General features: G+C 52.4%; 12 protein-coding genes and 1 pseudogene. 2 read left to right on the plus strand and 11 right to left on the minus strand.

Annotated elements, in window-relative coordinates; translation table 11 throughout:
* Nucleotides 1-16: 16 nt before the first annotated feature.
* The 3 genes and pseudogenes from AWM70_RS12750 to AWM70_RS12760 all read right to left on the minus strand — a co-directional run bounded on the left by AWM70_RS12750 (nucleotide 17) and on the right by AWM70_RS12760 (nucleotide 1,903).
* Nucleotides 17-433 (minus strand): universal stress protein, encoded by a 417-nt coding sequence (locus AWM70_RS12750; protein ID WP_083180290.1) that lies wholly within the window; start codon nucleotides 431-433, stop codon nucleotides 17-19.
* 285 nt (nucleotides 434-718) lie between these two features.
* Nucleotides 719-1,128, minus strand: a pseudogene (gene tnpA, locus AWM70_RS12755) (IS200/IS605 family transposase); the annotation flags it as partial.
* A gap of 250 nt (nucleotides 1,129-1,378) precedes the next feature.
* Nucleotides 1,379-1,903, minus strand: coding sequence for a hypothetical protein (locus AWM70_RS12760; RefSeq protein ID WP_068696955.1), 525 nt, complete (start codon nucleotides 1,901-1,903; stop codon nucleotides 1,379-1,381).
* A gap of 200 nt (nucleotides 1,904-2,103) precedes the next feature.
* Between AWM70_RS12760 and AWM70_RS12765 the strand changes: the two genes are divergently transcribed.
* Together AWM70_RS12765 and AWM70_RS23270 are read left to right on the plus strand one after the other, a co-directional pair.
* Nucleotides 2,104-2,445, plus strand: a complete 342-nt coding sequence (locus AWM70_RS12765; protein ID WP_068696956.1) for a hypothetical protein — start codon at nucleotides 2,104-2,106, stop codon at nucleotides 2,443-2,445.
* Between the two features lie 7 nt (nucleotides 2,446-2,452).
* Nucleotides 2,453-3,196 carry a hypothetical protein gene (locus AWM70_RS23270; RefSeq protein WP_169823442.1) on the plus strand — a complete coding sequence of 248 codons (744 nt, stop codon included), beginning with the start codon at nucleotides 2,453-2,455 and terminating at the stop codon, nucleotides 3,194-3,196.
* A gap of 327 nt (nucleotides 3,197-3,523) precedes the next feature.
* Here the strand turns inward: AWM70_RS23270 and AWM70_RS12770 are convergent, their stop codons facing one another.
* From AWM70_RS12770 to AWM70_RS12805, 8 genes are all read right to left on the minus strand, one after another.
* Nucleotides 3,524-4,609, minus strand: coding sequence for a Gfo/Idh/MocA family protein (locus AWM70_RS12770; protein WP_068696957.1), 1,086 nt, complete (start codon nucleotides 4,607-4,609; stop codon nucleotides 3,524-3,526).
* 6 nt (nucleotides 4,610-4,615) lie between these two features.
* A complete protein-coding gene (locus AWM70_RS12775; RefSeq protein ID WP_068696959.1) occupies nucleotides 4,616-5,557 on the minus strand; it encodes an AraC family transcriptional regulator in 942 nt (313 codons plus the stop codon).
* 101 nt (nucleotides 5,558-5,658) lie between these two features.
* Nucleotides 5,659-6,678 carry a Gfo/Idh/MocA family protein gene (locus AWM70_RS12780; protein ID WP_068696961.1) on the minus strand — a complete coding sequence of 340 codons (1,020 nt, stop codon included), beginning with the start codon at nucleotides 6,676-6,678 and terminating at the stop codon, nucleotides 5,659-5,661.
* A gap of 279 nt (nucleotides 6,679-6,957) precedes the next feature.
* Entirely contained in the window at nucleotides 6,958-7,629 is a 672-nt protein-coding gene (locus AWM70_RS12785) for an ABC transporter ATP-binding protein (protein WP_068696963.1), read from the minus strand.
* A complete protein-coding gene (locus tag AWM70_RS12790; RefSeq protein WP_068696966.1) occupies nucleotides 7,629-8,717 on the minus strand; it encodes an ABC transporter permease in 1,089 nt (362 codons plus the stop codon). Before AWM70_RS12790 ends, AWM70_RS12785 begins: the two co-directional genes overlap by 1 nt.
* A gap of 76 nt (nucleotides 8,718-8,793) precedes the next feature.
* Complete coding sequence (locus AWM70_RS12795; RefSeq protein ID WP_068696974.1) at nucleotides 8,794-10,215, minus strand: sensor histidine kinase; 1,422 nt, start codon at nucleotides 10,213-10,215, stop codon at nucleotides 8,794-8,796.
* 122 nt (nucleotides 10,216-10,337) lie between these two features.
* Entirely contained in the window at nucleotides 10,338-11,030 is a 693-nt protein-coding gene (locus AWM70_RS12800) for a response regulator transcription factor (RefSeq protein WP_068696980.1), read from the minus strand.
* Between the two features lie 144 nt (nucleotides 11,031-11,174).
* Nucleotides 11,175-16,910, minus strand: a complete 5,736-nt coding sequence (locus AWM70_RS12805; protein ID WP_418303155.1) for a S8 family serine peptidase — start codon at nucleotides 16,908-16,910, stop codon at nucleotides 11,175-11,177.
* Nucleotides 16,911-17,147: the final 237 nt, after the last annotated feature.

The following is a 17,147-nucleotide window of genomic DNA, read 5'->3' on the forward strand; positions in this document are numbered from 1 at the left end:
GGCCCAAAAAGTGTATTTATTTAGCCACCAGCACCGGAATCTCAGAATGATGCAGCACCCCGTGAGTGACGCTGCCGAGCAGCGCCTCGTTCATTAAACCTCTGCCATGGCTGCCCATTACAATCAAATCCGCTTTCACTTCCTGAGCCGCAGTACAAATGGATTTGACCGGGTGGCCGGTAAGATGAACGAATCGGAGCCGGTTTTTCCACGGAGCAAGCTGCTCCGTTATTTCCTGCCTAATCGTTTCGCTCAGCCTTCCTTCAAAGGCATCTACAGCTTCAGGAATCAGATCATAAGCATAATTCTCTCTAACGGTCACATACACAACCGTACATTCGGCTGCAGGCCATGCCTGCAGCAGCTCTTCCATAAGGCTTGCAGCATGCGCAGAATACTTTGATCCGTCTGTGGCGAATAATATGTTTTTCACTGAACTAACCTCCTGTTTTCATATACTCCACGATCCTGATTCGATTCAATGTGGTGGCTGCCTATATCGTATGCCCTTCCTTCTGATAAGTAAAATAATTGATTTTGATGTTTATCATAAACAAATAGTTATCATTAGGCTAAAATCAGAACTACCCGTCCAACGGGTAGTTTGCACTAGGCGTATAACCCCCTGTTGCCAAACTGCGCCTAAAGACGCTAGCCTGACCACAAAGCGTTCAGGCTCAGTGTTATTTGTCTCTTTCACTTACCAGTTAAACTGGTTTTACTTTTTCTTGCTCTTGTTGCTGCTGAATGGATCTTCATACTCTTTTACACTCAGCTTATCTACGGCTTGGTCATGTGCCTCTTGCTCTCTAATGTATTTGGCGACGGTGGCTTCATTTAGCCCCACTGTACTTACGTAGTAGCCTTCCGCCCAGAATTTCCGGTTCCCATACTTATACCTCAAATTGGCGTGCTTCTCGAAGATCATGAGTGCGCTTTTCCCTTTTAAATAGCCCATAAAGGAAGACACCCATATTTTCGGCGAAATCGCCACCAGTATGTGGACATGATCCGGCATCATATACCCTTCTAGTATTTCTACTCCCTGTATTTAAATAGACTCTTCATGATTTCAATTAGATCTCTTCTCACTTGATTGTAGGTCTCTTTACGTCTATACTTCGGGGTGGTCTTATTGGTGTAACCCTAGATCCCTCCACCCGCATAGCGGGTGGTTTTATATTTCGCGCGTTTCACGCGCTCAACAGGCTGAAGCCTAAAAAATTTAAAAAGCAGCCGCATCAGCAGCTGCTTTCTTTCTACTTTTTAATTCCCAACAAGTCCTGCCCGGTAGCCAGTTTCCGACCAAAGCGGCAGAGTCGTTTGCCGCCATGCATCCAAACGCATCAGGTTGATGCACACCTTAACCGCGTTACTTTTACCGCAACTCTGAAAACGGATAAGATACTCGAGTTCCATCATTCATAATAACTATTAGGTTCTCACTACTTAATGTTGTAATATTTTTATTTAAAGGTATAAACCAGCTTCCTTCCTGCCCAACCTCATAGCTTATCTCCAACGAGCCGCTAAGGTAAGATCTATCGTTAAAAATCACAGACTTTATATTCTGAGAAGGGAAAAAACCAAAAACAAACGCTTGTCCATCTATATTAAAAAAAGAAACTAATTGATTATAAGCTTGTGTGTTTTTAAGGATCGGAGCTGGATCCAAAGCCTTTTTCCAACCTAAAACCCCTTTTTTCAAATAAACCACTTTTAATTCTTTTTCATTATTCAATATGGCAATTTTACCTTTTGCAAAATTTACAATCGCTAAATTAGCATGATCTAAATTTAAAGTCTTATTAATTGTGGAGTGATTGTAACGATAAAATCCCATATAAGCAATTATCAGAAGCACCAGCAAGATTCCTATAACACTAAAAATAATTCGCTTCATTTAAATTCGCCCCTTTTAAAGGAATTATATTCCTTTATTTTAAAAAAATGAGATTGAGTTCATTCTAAAGGTAATTAAAACAAAAAGATAGATGTATAATAAAATTTAACAATATTACTATATTGACATAATAGTTAATATTATTTACAATTTATATGCAGGAAAATAATGGATAATAAGGAGGGGGGAGGTATTAAAATATGAAAAAAATGAAGGTGTTAGCACCATTTTTATCATTGGCAATTGCACTCGGTTTAGGTTCATCAATTTCCGCTGACGAGGTTAATAATTCCATATCCGCTGAAATTGTCGGATATACCGTTGATCAAAACTTTAATAACTTAGGGAAAAATGAAGGCACAATTAAGGTCACTTTTGATTCCTCAAACAACCAGGCTTTTCTTAATGCTTCTATTACTTTTGATGATAAAGAATACTCTTTTAATGGAACTGCTACCCCGTCGAATCAATATAAAGAACCCGTGTATACCGGCTTTGCTACTATAGAGAACAGCAACACTCCTATTTTTTTTTGCTTTTAATCCGACCTTGGATGCGTTTAACGTCTCTTTCCAAGATCAAAGCTTGCAATTTGTTGATGGTAAAACCCTTCCTTCCTATGATGAAGGATACAAAGGTTACAAACAAATACATGCTATTGGGAAAAATAACTCGATTCCAAATTCAATTTCACCCTTAGCTGGTGTAGATACTTATTTACGTGGTAATCAATTTGCAAGTAACGGAAGTGCTAATACTTATATGGAAGTCGTTGGTCCCCCAACTCTTCCTCATGGGACCTCTAACCTATACTCAATTCGTGTTTGGCTAGCTAGTAGTCTTCCACAGTCTGGTTACGGTTCTAATATAACTTCCGTTCATTTTGCAGGAACGAGCGGAGATTCCGATGTGTATGCCCAACAAGTTTACCCTATAAGTTCTGGAGGTGGAGGAGGAGGTTTATCTGTAAGTCTCAGCATTGCTTACCAGGCATTTTCTGTAAGTATCGGTTATTCAGCTGCAAGCGTTACTTCTTGGACAAATAATGGTAATAGCTGGACTCATGATCAAAATGGAGCTTGGTCTCCCTCATCAAACCAATACAGTAGCTCAAATATAGGGAACGGATTTGCTTCGCAAGCATCTTTATATGCAAGTGGAGGCACCACACACAAAGGTTCTCATACTGGAACTGCAACAGCAAACCTTCAAATCACAAATTATGGTGGTGGCGGTTCAATGGTTTCTTATTGGTTAAATAACAGTTGCACTTGGACATATACTATTTCATAAATTAAAAGATGGCAGCTATGCTCTAAAATGCTTTAACGTGATTGCCCCCTTGGCATAGGACAAATCAAAACACCTTCAAAAAATCTATTGCATCGTAAGATGTAAGGGACAAGTTTGAAGGTGTTTTACGTTGGGGAGACATGCATTGGACCTTTAGACATATGTATTTAATCCTATTCAAGCAAAAAAATAAACCAGTCACCGCTTGAATATTGGCAACTGGCTATCTAGGTCAATAAGATATTTTAATTTCTGCCTCATACACGGGGATACCAGTCTAGTTCCCGCATCAGCAGCTGCTCTCTTCCTACTTCCTAACCCTCAGGCCTACTCGTTCAAATAAACCGCCTTACCCGTGCGGGCCGACTCGTAAATGGCCTCCAGAATCTGCGAAACTACATAAGCCTGCTCCGGCGTAACAACCGGATCGCGGTCCTGCTCGATCGAATCGATCCAGTCTTTCATTTCCAGATCGGTCCGGTTCATTTGAATGCCGTCGTAGAAGGCTACGCCGCCGGAACCCAGTTCGACTTCCTTGGCGAACAGGTTGCCGTGGTCTTCGCCGTTGATCCGCAGCCCCTGCTTCATGTCGGCCCCGCCTTCGGTTCCGCTCAGCGAACATTTCGCTTCATCGATGTCCAGCGTGTTCAAAGCCCAGCTCGCTTCCAAATTGATAGTAGCGCCGTTCTCCATGATGATCATGCCGAACGCCGAATCCTCTACCGTAAACTTCTTCGGATCCCAAGGCCCCCAAGCGTTGGCCGCATTTTCGCGTTGGGACAGCTCATGATATTTGGTACCAAGCACGACCTTTGGACGGTAGTTGTTCATCATCCAAAGCGTCAAATCCAAAGCGTGTGTACCGATATCGATCAGCGGGCCTCCGCCCTGCTTCTCTTCATCGAGGAACACGCCCCAGGTTGGCACCGCTCTGCGCCGGATGGCATGCGCTCTGGCGTAATAAATATGGCCGAGCTCCCCGGCGTCGCAGGCTTTCTTCAGGTGCTGGCTGTCCGGACGGAAGCGGTTGTCGTAGCCAATGGTCAGCTTTTTGCCGGTGCTTTTCGCAGCTTCTACCATTTTCTTCGCATCTGCAGCGCTTTTGGCCATCGGTTTCTCGCACATCACGTGGTTGCCCGCCTCCAGCGCGGCAATCGAAATTTCCGCGTGGGAATCGTTAGGCGTCAGCACGTGTACGATGTCCAGTCCGCCGGCCTGCAGCAGCTCTTTATAATCCGTATAAACCTTCGCGCCTTCAGCACCGTATTTCTCGGCCGCTTGTTCGGCCCGCTCCGGAATAATGTCACAGAAAGCAACAAGCTGAATGTTGTCCATTTTCCCCAGGCTTGGCAGGTGTTTGCCGTTTGCAATGCCGCCGCAGCCGATAATGCCTACACGGTAGGTTTTACCCATCTTCGATCATCCTCGCTTCTCTTGTAAAGTTCTGCGGTAAGCCGCAGGGGTCATGCCGATTCTTTTCCGAAACACATTATGCAAATAGGTTACATGGTTAAACCCTTCCGACTGGGCGATCTGCTCCACCGTCAGTGCTCCGTCTTCAAGCTTGCGGCAGACCGCCTTGAGCCGGATATTTTCCAGCGCTTTGCTGAACGTTTTGTCCGGGCAGGCCTGGTTAAAAATCCGCTGCAGCTGACGTGAGCTGATGTTCAGCCTTTCCGCCACGTTCTCCAGCGTAATCGGTGAAGCATGGTTCGCTTCCATAAACTGAATAGCGTATTGATAGCGGTAGGTGAGCATGTCGCGTCTCGGCGCCTCCGATTCCGTCTGAATCCCTTCCGGTACATAAGCCCTGACGGTCTTGAGCAGGATGCCGATCACCAGATGTTTGATGGAGGTGTAATAGCCGGGCAGCTTGGCGTCGCATAACGCATAAGCTTCAAGGAAACAATCCATCGCTTTGTGCGTATCCAGGGTTGGCGCAAGCGGCAGGCTCCTGAGCTTCTCCACGCATTCCTGCGCTTCCGCGATTTCCCAAGGGTCCACGCCGGCGCGGCGTTTCTCCGCAATATCGACGTGCAGGCAGAATTCGTCCATCGCTTCCGCCGCGTCCGCTTCCTGGTGATGCATGACGCCGGGAGGCGTCAGGTATAGCATCTCCTCCGACAGGGCATGCTCCTGCCCATCCTCCCCGTCCCCGAAGATCACTTTGCCTTTCCCGGACGGAATGAAATGAAATTCAAATTCGGCATGATTATGGAACCCCACAACCCGGCCTGCCGGAAAAGAAGTCAGGTGGAAACGGAGCACCCGAAGTTCATAATGTCCCCACGGGACGGTGATGTCGAGCCGCTCCAGCAGTTCCCGTTTGTCAAACCAAGGTTGTAAGGTTTTAGGGTCCATGACGAAATTCCTCCTGAATGATGAAGAAAATGATTGAAGCTCTTAGTAATGGAATAAAGCCGTGGCCAAAGGAATTTCAACCGCTAATCCGCTCAAATCGATCAGCCTTCCAGCTCTTCCAGTGTGACGATCCGTTTCTCTGCCGCCGAAAGGTTGGCTGCTTCCATCAGCGAAGTCAGCTGGACGGCCGCCGCGATATTTTCCGAAGCTGCCGTGTCTTTCTGAATATGGGCCACCCACTGGTCAAAGGCGCTTTCCCGGTTAGGCTTAAGAGGCAGCTCTACCCAGCTCTCCTTCGCCTTCGGATCTACGCCTTCCACTTCCCGGCTCGTTCTGAGCAGCAGCTTCGGTTCCGGCGTTCCATACAGCAGCGTGCCTTCGGTGCCGTGAATCTCGATCGTAAACGGAGAATGGTTATTGACGAATCCCGCTTCGACGACGCCGATCGCTCCGGAAGCCGTGTAGAGGGTCGCTACTGCGTTGTCCTCTACGTCCTTGCCTGTAACATAGCCAAAATTCGCGCTGACGCCCGTAATCGGCTGCCCCAGGAACAAGTTCGTCAGATACATCGGGTGACAGCCCAAATCGATAAGCGCACCGCCTTGTGCCTGCTCCAAATTGTAAAAATGCTCAGGAAGCCATCCCGCCGTTGCCCCGTTGTGCGACAAGCGCACTCTGACGTATGTAATCTGCCCAATCGGGTTCCGGCTCAAAATATCCTGAATGGCTAATGTATAACCATCGTTCAAGCGGGGCAAGGAAACCGTAAACTTGATCTTCTGGTTTTCAACTTCCCGCAAAATTTCGTTCAATTCTTTAGTTGTAGCGGCAATGACTTTCTCCGTAAAAATATGTTTGCCCGCCTTCGCAGCGGCCACCATAACCTCGCGGTGCCGGTTGGTCGGCGTAACGACAACCACGCCGTCGATATCTTCCCGGCCCAGCAGCTCATCCAGAGAGGCGATGAAAGGAACGCCCAGCCGCCCGGCCGCCTCTTGTCCCCGCTCGGGAAGTTCATCCCATACCGCGGCAATCTCCACATCCGGATGCGACTGCGCCTGTTTCGTATAGTCCCAGGCGTGCACGTGCCAATAGCTGATGATTCCGACTCTGACGCTCATTCGCTTTACCTCCGATATATATTATTCTGACAGCCACTTTTAAAATAGCACAAAGTTAAGCGCTTTTATATTAGAAAAATGCGACAACCAACTTATAATATTGCGACATCAAAAATCAGTAAAAAATCACGCCGCTTGTCATAATATGAAACCTTTTTCGCGCTGGTTGAGGCCATTTCCACCGGGCGAACGATTCAGATGACAAACAGCCGCCCCCTTTCGGGAGCGGCTGCGCATCATTTTCCAAACAAAACCAAACAATCTGGGGAGGATGTTCCCCTAAACCAGCTTCCCGTCCTGCAAATGCAGCACCCGGTCGCAGTAATGGAGCATCCGCTCGTCATGGGTAACCATGACGGCTGCCTTGCGCTGCGCCTTCACCTCATTGGCGATCATGCGCACGACCGTATCGCCGCGTGCGGCATCCAGGCTGGCCGTCGGCTCGTCCGCCAGCAGGATCGAAGGCTGATTCATCCAGGCGCGGGCAATCGCGGCCCGCTGCTTCTCGCCGCCGGACAGCTTCTCCGGGTAAAACCCGGCGCGATGCCGAAGTCCAAGCCGCTCCAGCAGCTCATCCGCGCGGCGCCGGGCTTCACGTTTGTTCATGCCGGCCAGCCTGGCGACGAACTGCAGCTGCTCCTCCACCTTCAAATAAGGCACCAGGTTGGCGCTTTGGAACATAAACCCGATTTCCCGCAGGCGGAGATCGGACAATTCCCGTCCGTTCAAGCCTGCAAGCGTTCTTCCGTTGATCGTAACTTCGCCCGAGGTCGGGGTCAGCAGGGCCCCGGCGATGGACAGGAAGGTGCTTTTCCCCGAGCCGGAGGGCCCAAGCACCGCCACAAATTCCCCTTCTTTTACTTCAAAAGACAGTTCGTCCAAAATCGTAATCGTGGAATCGCCGTCGCCAAAGGTCCGGGTTACCCGGTTCAGCTTCAACATCGTTGTCATTAGGCAACCCTCCCGATCGCATCGAGCGCATCAATTTTGGCGACCCTGAGCGCCGACACTAAAGCTCCGGCCGCAGAGACAACAATCATAAGCAGCGCGGTTCCCGCCATCACGCCCGGTTCAAGCATAAACGGCATGCCCGAAGGCAGCGCGAGCGCCATCCCCCAGGTCAAAGCAAGGCCAACCGCCACGCTGACCACAGACAGCAGCACCATCTGCAGCAGAACGCTGCCTGCCAGATAGCCGGTTTTTACGCCGATTGCTTTCAGCACACCGAATTGACTTGTTTTCTGAAGGGTCATGACATAAGCGAATACCGTTAACACAAAAGCGGCGATCACAAACAAAAAGGCAATCATCATCGTTAAAGACGCCTGTTCAGCCGAATAACCCGGAATGGCGGAGATGGCCTCTTTTTTTGTAATCAGGTCCACGTCTTTCAGTGTCGCGGCAGCGGCATCCGCCGCTTCCCGGCTGCCCTGGATGGCAATGGCGTTATAAACCGCGGCCCCGCCGTTCAGCTTGCTCCAGTCCGTCAAGTTTATATAGACAACCGGAGCATGGCTGTAAGAGGCGTCGTCGGTGAACCCGCCCACCTTCCAGGATAAGCCGCTGCTTTGATCCTTGATCAAGCTGCCCAGCTTGACGCCAGCTTCCTTGAGCCTGCTGTCCGCCAGCACTTCTCCTTCTTCTGCTGCGCGGAGCGGCGTTCCCTCAACAGCCTCTGGCGCCAGCAGACCGTCCGGATCGATTCCGAAGATGGCAATATCCGTCTTGACGATGCCCCCGTCAACCGTGATCGTCCCCATGCGGACGCCCAGTGAAGCGGCATGCTCCTGTCCAATCGCCGCCTGGGCCTGCCGGATCGAAGACGAATCCAGCTGCGAACGGCTGAACCGGTTATCCGAATTTTGTTGAAGCAGCAAATAGCGGGCAGGCATATTTTCCACGGAAGAAGCGTTGGCGTAAGCCAGCCCCCGGGCCAAACCCGTTACAAATAAAACTAGAAAGGTGACCAGCAGCATAATAACCAGCAGCAGCACGTAACGCGCTTTAGCATGCCGGATTTCCCTGATCGCTAAAAACATATCGGTTCCACTCCCTGCCTGGCGTATCTAATTTACGAGCCCAGTATAGGGAGCCTGTATGAACGGAATATGAATTTCAGTTTACAAATGCGGGGAGCGATACCGTAAAGGTGCTGCCTTCCCCAACGGTGCTCTCCACTTCGATCGTGCCTTTATGAAGGGTGATGATTTTACGGACGATGGAAAGCCCCAAACCAGTTCCGCTTGACGTACGTTCTCTTGATTTATCCGTTTTATAAAACCGGTCGAACACCAGCGGCAGCTCCTCGGCTGCGATGCCTTCCCCGGAATCCGTTACCGCAACCTTGCACCATTCGCCTTCTTTCCAGGCCCGGACTTTGATCGTTCCGCCGCTCGGCGTAAACTTCACCGCATTCGCCAGCAGGTTCATCCAGACCTGGTACAGCAGTCCGCCGTTGCCGGCAGCCGTCAGCTCCGGCATGTTAAGCAGCAGCGCAATCTCCTTCTCGGCCAGCGGATATTCCAGCACCTGGGCAGCCTGTCTCAGCTGCTCCCGCAAAAGGACTGGTTCCGCCGCAAAACCTTCCGCCTGTTTGTCATCCAGCATGGACAAGGTCAGCAGCTGTTTGCTCAGGGAGGCTAAACGCCGGGTTTCCTGCTCGATGATGCTTAAATAATGCTCCTGTTCCTCCGGCGAGGACCCCTGCTTCCTTAGGGCTGCCGCAAATCCCTGAATGGAAGCCAGCGGAGACTGGATTTCATGCGAAACATTGGACACAAATTCTTTGCGCGACTGGTCGGAGCGCTGAATCTCCCGGCTCATTCTTTCAAAATGGGTGGCGAGCTGCCCGATTTCATCGCGGCGTCTGGTGTGCAGCTTGATGTCGTATCTTCCGCTCGCGATCGCTTTGGTTGCCTCCGTCAGCCGGGTGACTGGACGAACGACATGTCCCGTCGCGATCAGAAACAGCAGGATGCTGAACAGGACCGTAAACAGGAGAATCATCGCAAAAAAGCTCCGCAGCTCGCCGAACTGGGCTTTTGTATCAGGCCGCATAAACAGCGCGTAATTCTGGCCGCCGATCATAACCTTGGCGCCTACCGTGTTGGTGAGCCTGTTCTCGAAGAACCCGGTAATCAGCGGTCCGCCGGGGAAGTTGGCCACCCCGTGATAGGCTTGTCCGGCCAAAACCGACTTCACCTGCTGCTCTTTGAGATCGGTGACCCGGAATTTCCCTCCGTAGTAACGGTCCTTTCCGGTACCGTTCGTCAAATACAGCTCGTAACCCAGCGCTCCCACGCTCTGCAGGTATTTGTCCGCGTCAGACGTTATGCCCGGCCCAGGCGAACCCGCCGTGTCCGCAGCCTCCTGCTCCAGAAACAAGCGGACCTGATCCAGCATGCGGGAAAGCTTGGCGTCGTTGAAAGGCTTCAATTTGGCATGATAATAAATGTTGGATACCAAAAAACCGCACAGGCTGCTGACGATAATGGTAGACAGCGTGACCATACAGATGCGTAGGTATAAAGATTTCATTGGCCTCCAGCTCCAATCTTTAGATCTGCGGGGCAGTTTTGCCCCAATAACATAAGCAGGGCATTCCGCCCTGTTCGTTCAGCCATTTACCCGGGAGCATTCTGAAGGAGAAATTCGGACAATCAATCCGGATTTCTGTTCCCTTCGGAAACCTCCAGCTTGTAACCAAGCCCTCGGACCGTCTGAATGTGAAAGATAGACTCATAATCCGCAAAACGCTGGCGCAGCCGTTTCACATGAACGTCCACCGTCCGCTCATCGCCTGCGTAATCGCCGCCCCAAACCAAGCGGATCAGCTCATCCCTTCCAAATAACCGTCCGACAAATTGGGCCAGCTGGGCAAGCAGTTCGAATTCCTTGCGCGGCAGCAGCATAACCGCGTCCCCGTCCCGGATTTCGTAGTTTCTCCGGTCGATCATCAGCGGCCCCAGCCTGATGCGTTCTTTCGACGCAAGCGAATAACGCCGGAACAACGCCTGGATGCGGAACAGCAGCTCCTCCGGCTCAAAAGGCTTGGTTACATAATCATCCGTACCCTGACGGTAGCCTTGCTCTTTGTCCGCCAGCTGCTCCCGAGCCGTCAGCAGAATGACCGGAATATCGTAGTGCTCCCGGATATGGCCGCACAATTCAAGTCCATCCACTTTGGGCATCATGACGTCAACAACGGCCAGATCGAGGCCCTCGGCCGCCAGCTTGTCCATAGCCTCCTGTCCGTCTTTGGCTTCAACCACGCTGTAGCCTTCCGCGGTCAGAAAATGCCTCAGCAGGGTACGAATGTGCGCATCGTCGTCCGCGATCAGAAGTTTTTTCATCACAGGTTCTCCCTTTCCTTCACCGCTTGTCGTTCCTTGTTAAAATTCAGTTTGAGTATAACACATGGCCAAAAAAAGCACCTGCTCAGGCCGAAACCTGAACAGGCGCTTCTTCCGAAAAACATCACGGAAACGCAATCCGTGTTATCGAATCACAATCACATGCTCCGCTGTCGCTTTCGCCCCTTTGTCGTCCGTAACGGTAAGTTTTACCGTGTAAGAGGCAGGATGGCTGAATTTATGGGAGGCGAACTGCTTGGTCGCGGTATTGCCATCGCCGAAGTCCCATTCGTATTTGACGATCCTGCCGTCCGGATCGGTGGAGCCTGCGGCGCTAAACGTGATTTTTTCTTTCTTTGCGCCATGATCCGGCGCATCAATTACCGCAACCGGCGGTTGGTTGGCTGGAGGAGTCGGATCTCCGGGATTGTCAGGATTTCCGGGAGTTCCTGGGTCATCTGGATTTTCGGGATCCCCCGGTTCACCGGGATTCCCGCCGCCATTATCGCCCCCATTCCCATCTCCGCCTTCCGGCTGGCCTACATAAAGTTTGCCAGGAGCTTCGGCTTCGACTTCATTGCCTGCGGCATCAGCCGCCGTGATGACGATTACGCCGCCGTCCAGCTTCAGGGAAGCAGGCGTTGAATAAGTGCCTACATAATGCCCCGGTTCGGTTTCCGTCATGGCCACGCCGCTGCGGGCAAAGGTGCTCATAGGCAGCGGAAGCTCGATCCGGAAGGAAGCCGTCAAGCCAGGCGCGCTGTCAAACGAGACGGTCACCGGCTCGCCGGAAGCGATGTGCACGTCTTGCGAAGGCTCAAGGTTGGTCAGCTCCGGCAGAGCTGTGCTGACATGAACGGTGCGTACCTCCGTCGTTTCGTTGCCGGCCAAATCCCGGGCCGTAACGGTAATCGTATTATCTCCTTCTTCCACGATAAGTTTAGAGGTAAAGCTGCCGTCGCTGTTCGGCTCTACCGGCTGTCCGTTCACGAGCAAAACGTCAAAGTTCTCATCGGACGTCGTGCCGGTAACCGTCACGACCTCGCCGTTCATCACCGTGCCTTCTGCTGGCGTGGTGACGACCAGCTCAGGCGCTGTCTGATCCAGCGTGATCACGACCGGTTCCGAACGGTCGGTTGCTTTCCCGTTCACCTCGGCTTCTGCGGTTAAGGTGTTGCTGCCAGGATGCAGCGTAACGGGAACACTGAAGGTTTTGTTTTCAATAACACCGGTTCCTGCCGCCGTATCGTCATTGTAGATCGTAATCTCGGAGCCTTCTGCAGTAGAAGTCCCGGTAACGGTCAAATCGGACACGTTGGTGTAAGAAGCGGGCGCCGGCGTCAAAATAACAGGCGCATTAACCGCGTATTTAACTTCGGCCCGGACCATAAAGTTGCCTTCTACGGCGGATGGAGCCCAAACACCGCTCACCTGTTCCCAGGCGCGACCGGTCGCTTCCGTATCTTCATCCGTAGCAAGTGCCGGTGAAGCCGTGCCGGCATTAGGCTGAATATACACGATGTAGAAGCCGCCTTGAACCGTAACCGGCTGCGGCAGCTCTACCTCCGTCCACTGCGTTTCGTCCCGCAGGGCCGTCGCATCGAATGGGCCGGCTACCAGATTGCCGGGGGCACCGTCAGCACCGGTTGCATCATACACGGCATATTGGAAAGCCGTGCCGCCCGGAGACGGGAACTCCGAACCCCAGAAGGTGAGCCGTGCGCCGGTTATCATTGCCGCTTCGGAATCCGGTGTAAAGCGGATGCCCCAAGCATTGCCGCCGGCGTTAAACGCCCAGGCGTTCTCCGCAGTTCCGTCGTCATAGGCCAGCTCGCCTTCAATGCCGACAAACGGCTTCAGGCTTACCGCAACCTGGGTGCTGTCATTCCCGGCGACGGTGACCGTTTCGGTTGCGGAGTAATAATCGCCCGCTTGTACCAGCAGGCTGTAGGTTCCTTCAAGCAATGTCAAAGTAAAGCTGCCGTCTTCGGCGGTTTGCGCCGGGGCTACTTTTGTATCCTCCACGGCCAGCACCCGGGCATTTGCAATCGGCTCGCCCGTGCGTTCATCCGTGACCACGCCATGCACCACTCCTCTAGGGATCGGCTCCAGGCTGAAATTGACTTTGGCGGTTTCGCCGTCCGCAATGGTCACCGGTTTGGTTTGCGGGAAATAACCGTAGGCTTCCGCCTTCAGGTTATAATCGCCCGCTATATGCGTCAGGCTGTATTTGCCTGAGGCCGGATCCGTATTTACCGATCGGCTGGTTTCAAGAACCGTAACGGTTGCGCTGGTCGGCAGGCTTTGAATGCCGATATCCGCGGCTCCGCCTTCAGGCCGGGCCGAAACACCTGATGAAACCGCAGGTTCAGCATGGGCAGCGGATTTTGCCTGCTGCTCAAAGGTTTTCTGATCCGTTACCGTCCGCTTGAACAACGGTTCTACGGAAGGATTTTTAGCCGATTCCGGTTTCGCTTCGACCGTCCGGTTCCGGGAAGCAGCCCCTTCAGGCGGGGACACCGCCAGAATGCGGAGATCGTCCACATACCAGCCCGGGAAAGTCACGCTGCCATCCGAAGTAAGCCGGAAGCGGATCTGAATGCTGGAACCGGCGTATTCCGTCAAATCGGAGATCACAGGTGTCCAATGCGTGCCGTCGTTCGCTCCGGTGAAGCTGGTCAGCTCGTTCCAGGTGGCTCCGCCGTCGCGGGTAATTTCCACGCTGGCATTATCGTAACCGGCCTCTACCGCATACCAGTTGTTAAACAGCAGAACAGCTTCAGGAACGTTGGTCAAATCAATAACCGGCGAATAAAGAGAAGCGTCTGCGCCGTTTTCATAACTCCCGTCGAGGTCCGTTCCCCATACATTCGGCGGAGAAGCGGCTGCCTGCAGTTGAGGAACGTTTGGCGTTCCCCGCTCCCACTCATCCTGCGTTCCGGAATGCGTCCAGCCGTTATCGCTGTCCGAATCGAAGGAATCGCTATAGACGACCTCAGGGGCATGAATGTCCAAGGAAACTTCATTTGAGTCCGGTCCCGTATTGCCGCTGTAATCAACGGCTGCCACTTTGTAATAATAGGTGGCGTCCGTCGCCGATAAAGTATCCATATAACCCGGCTCCTGCGAGGTGCCGATCTCTTCATAACTTGCGTTATCGTTCTCGGAACGATAAATCTTGAACTGTTTAAGGTCCTCATCCTGCGGAGCGGTCCAGGTCAAGCTTACATTCCCCAGAATGTCCGCCGATGCGGTCAAAGCGGTTGGCGCCGAAGGAGGCGTTTGATCGAGATCCTCCACTTTAAAATCATCGATATACCAGCCGGCCGCCTGGCCGCCGCCATCGCTAACAAGGTCAAACAAAACCGAAACGGTTTCGCCCTTGTACGGCGTAAGGTCCAGGTACTGCGTTTTCCAGCCGCCGCTTTGGCCGTCGAACCGGTTCACCGGCACGAATTCATTCCCGGTGCTTTCGGAGGCCAAATACACGGTGCCGGAATCGAAATTATCCTCGATGTCATACCATTGCTTGAACGAGACAAGCGCTCCGCTCTCGCTGTCGGTAAGATCAATTGGAGGAGCGAGCAGATACGAATTGGAGCCCGCCGCATAGGTGCCTGTCAGGTTGGTAGCAAACACCTTGTCTCCGGAAGCCGCCGATCCGGGACCGCTGACCGGTGTTCCCCACTCCCAAGGTTTCCCTGCACCGCCTGTCGAGAAGCCGACAAAGCCGTTTTCAAAATCCTCCACATAACCCGCTTTGACGCCGCTGCTGACTTCCACCGGATAAACCTCCGAATCATATCCGTTGTTGCCGTAATCATTGACGCGGATATAATATTCAAGTCCTGCAGGCTGCACGAGGAAAGAAGGAATGGACGCGGCGTAAACGCCGTCTTTGTAGTCTCCGGAAACCAGTTCTGCCGGGATATACACATAATTAGACATTCCTTTGGTTTTGGCGTAAACATCCACGTTCAGGATGCTGACGTCATCCGTCGCATGAATCGTGACCGGAAGATCGGAACCGACAAACGCAGCCGTTACAGGCGTATGTTCGATCACAGGCTCTTCCGTATCGTCCCCGCCCGTGCTCACTTTCCCGGAAACGGAGCCTATGCCCTCCAGGACGGAGCCGACGGCGTCAAGCGCATTTACAATGCCGTGTCCGTACCCGTTATTCGGAGAAGTCGGGAATTGGCCGTCGGTTCTTGGCACCGCCGTATCCATCAGAATGTTCTCCAGGTCATCCACCGTTAAAGAATGGTTGGCCTGCAGCAGCAAGGCCGCAATGGCCGTCGTGTGAGGACCTGCCATGGAGGTCCCGTTCCAGCCCCCTTCATATCCGCCAGGGACGGAAGAACGGATGTTGACGCCAGGCGCGGAAACCTCCGGTTTGACTTCGCCGTATGGCGAAGGCCCCTGCAGCGAGAAATCCGCAAGCTGGTCATTGATATCCGTTGCTCCGGTAGCGAAAGCTTCCGGATAGTTGGCCGGATTCGCTACGGAGCCCGGACCGCCGGGATTGGTTAAGGTCGTGTTGCCGGCAGAGAACTCCGGAAAAATCTGGGCGTCCCGCCAAGCCTGAACCGTCGGCCGGAACCATTCATCCAGCCCGGGGCCGCCTCCCCAAGAGTTGTTCACCACGTCCGGAGCCAGCTCCGGATGCAGGTTGCCTTCATCGTCCACCGGAGCCATCAGCCACTGGGCTCCGTCCAAAATGATGCTGTCCGTCGTATCCGGATTAAAAATCCGCACAGCGATCCACTTGGCTCCCGGCGCTACGCCGATTTTGTTGGTGCCGTTTTCCTCGGAGCCCACCATAGTTCCCATCGTATGAGTGCCGTGTCCTTCGTTGTCATTCGGCAGCGGATCCCCGCTGAAGGCGTCATACCAGCTCAGCTCAGGGTGAACAATATTGCCGTTCGCGTCCAGGCCGCGCCACTTTCGTTCCAGCGCCGGGTGCGTATAGTCGACTCCCGTATCGAGACTCGCCACCACGATGCCGGTGCCATCGATGCCTTTGGCCCATACCTCCGGAGCGTTCACGCGCTCAATGTTCCATTCTACGTTAGGGTCATCCGCGGTCGGCGATTTGCCGCCGCCGCTTTGTGAAGTTTTGGTATCTTGTCCTGTTTGAACGCCAAGCGAAATTCCGCTGGACGATCCAGGTTTCGAGGTGCCCGGAGCAGGAGCGGCCGGGGCTGAGGGAGCCGCAGGCGCTGCGCCGTTTTTCCCGCCTGCGCTCCCTTTATCCTTGTCCGCCGCTGCGCCTGATTGGAGAGCGCTGCCGCTTGGCGTCTGCACGGTGGCCGCCGGTTTTTCAAGGGTTGGCGTCACCGTCGTATCCTGCAAATACCGGGTTTCATCCGGCAGGATTTTGTCTACTTCGCCCCGTTTGGCGATGGCCTCCATCACTTCCTTGGTGCTGGTGACGGCAAGCGCGTTCACAATAAAGTAGCTTTTATAAGTTTTGACCTTTCCTGCTTCCTTGGCATCATCTAAATATTGTTCAAGGGAAAATTGCGTTTGCGAAGCGGTTGCGCGGAGGGAGCTGACGACGGCCGAACGGGCCGACAGCTTGGCTGCGGATGGGGTCGCCTTCTGCAAGGAAGCTTTCTGCAGCGCCTGGCGGGATACCGAGGTCGTGTCCGTCTGCTCCTTCATTTTCACCAGATAGGTGACATATTCCGATTGATCAAATTGTTTGTTGAGTTTGGGGTCCACTTTCACGGCCAACGTTTCTACATGGGTGTTTCTCAAGCTGAAATAGTCAGCAGATTTTGCGCTTGCCGGATTAAAGGGCGTGATAAGCGAAAATGTTAGCAGCATCGTCATTCCGATCGAAAAATGCTTGTTCAACCTGTTTCGATTAACCAAACTTCACCGCTCCTTTTACTTGGAATTAAGATTGTACCCTGAACCTTTGCCAAAGTGCCTTTAAGAAGCATCACCTCCTTTCAGAGAAACTTCGTACTTACCGGTCATAGAGCTTATCCAGCAAAAATATGGAGTTAGTCATGAAGGAAAAAGTTAAAACTAAGGTTAGGAGCCGAATCCGAAAAATCCGTTATTTCTTTGATCAGGAGAAGTCTCGACAGGAGCAAATCGTAGGAG

The sequence above is a fragment of the Paenibacillus yonginensis genome (genome assembly GCF_001685395.1).
In the GTDB taxonomy this organism is placed as follows: Bacteria; Bacillota; Bacilli; order Paenibacillales; family Paenibacillaceae; genus Fontibacillus; species Fontibacillus yonginensis.

Excerpts from the sequence above, each read along its gene's own strand:
- AWM70_RS12770 (WP_068696957.1), bottom strand. The coding sequence starts at position 4,609 with ATGGGTAAAACCTACCGTGTAGGCATTATCGGCTGCGGCGGCATTGCA.
- AWM70_RS12785 (WP_068696963.1), bottom strand. The coding sequence starts at position 7,629 with ATGACAACGATGTTGAAGCTGAACCGGGTAACCCGGACCTTTGGCGAC.
- AWM70_RS12790 (WP_068696966.1), bottom strand. The coding sequence starts at position 8,717 with ATGTTTTTAGCGATCAGGGAAATCCGGCATGCTAAAGCGCGTTACGTG.
- AWM70_RS12765 (WP_068696956.1), top strand. The coding sequence starts at position 2,104 with ATGAAAAAAATGAAGGTGTTAGCACCATTTTTATCATTGGCAATTGCA.
- AWM70_RS12800 (WP_068696980.1), bottom strand. The coding sequence starts at position 11,030 with ATGAAAAAACTTCTGATCGCGGACGACGATGCGCACATTCGTACCCTG.
- AWM70_RS12780 (WP_068696961.1), bottom strand. The coding sequence starts at position 6,678 with ATGAGCGTCAGAGTCGGAATCATCAGCTATTGGCACGTGCACGCCTGG.
- AWM70_RS12795 (WP_068696974.1), bottom strand. The coding sequence starts at position 10,215 with ATGAAATCTTTATACCTACGCATCTGTATGGTCACGCTGTCTACCATT.
- AWM70_RS12760 (WP_068696955.1), bottom strand. The coding sequence starts at position 1,903 with ATGAAGCGAATTATTTTTAGTGTTATAGGAATCTTGCTGGTGCTTCTG.
- AWM70_RS12775 (WP_068696959.1), bottom strand. The coding sequence starts at position 5,557 with ATGGACCCTAAAACCTTACAACCTTGGTTTGACAAACGGGAACTGCTG.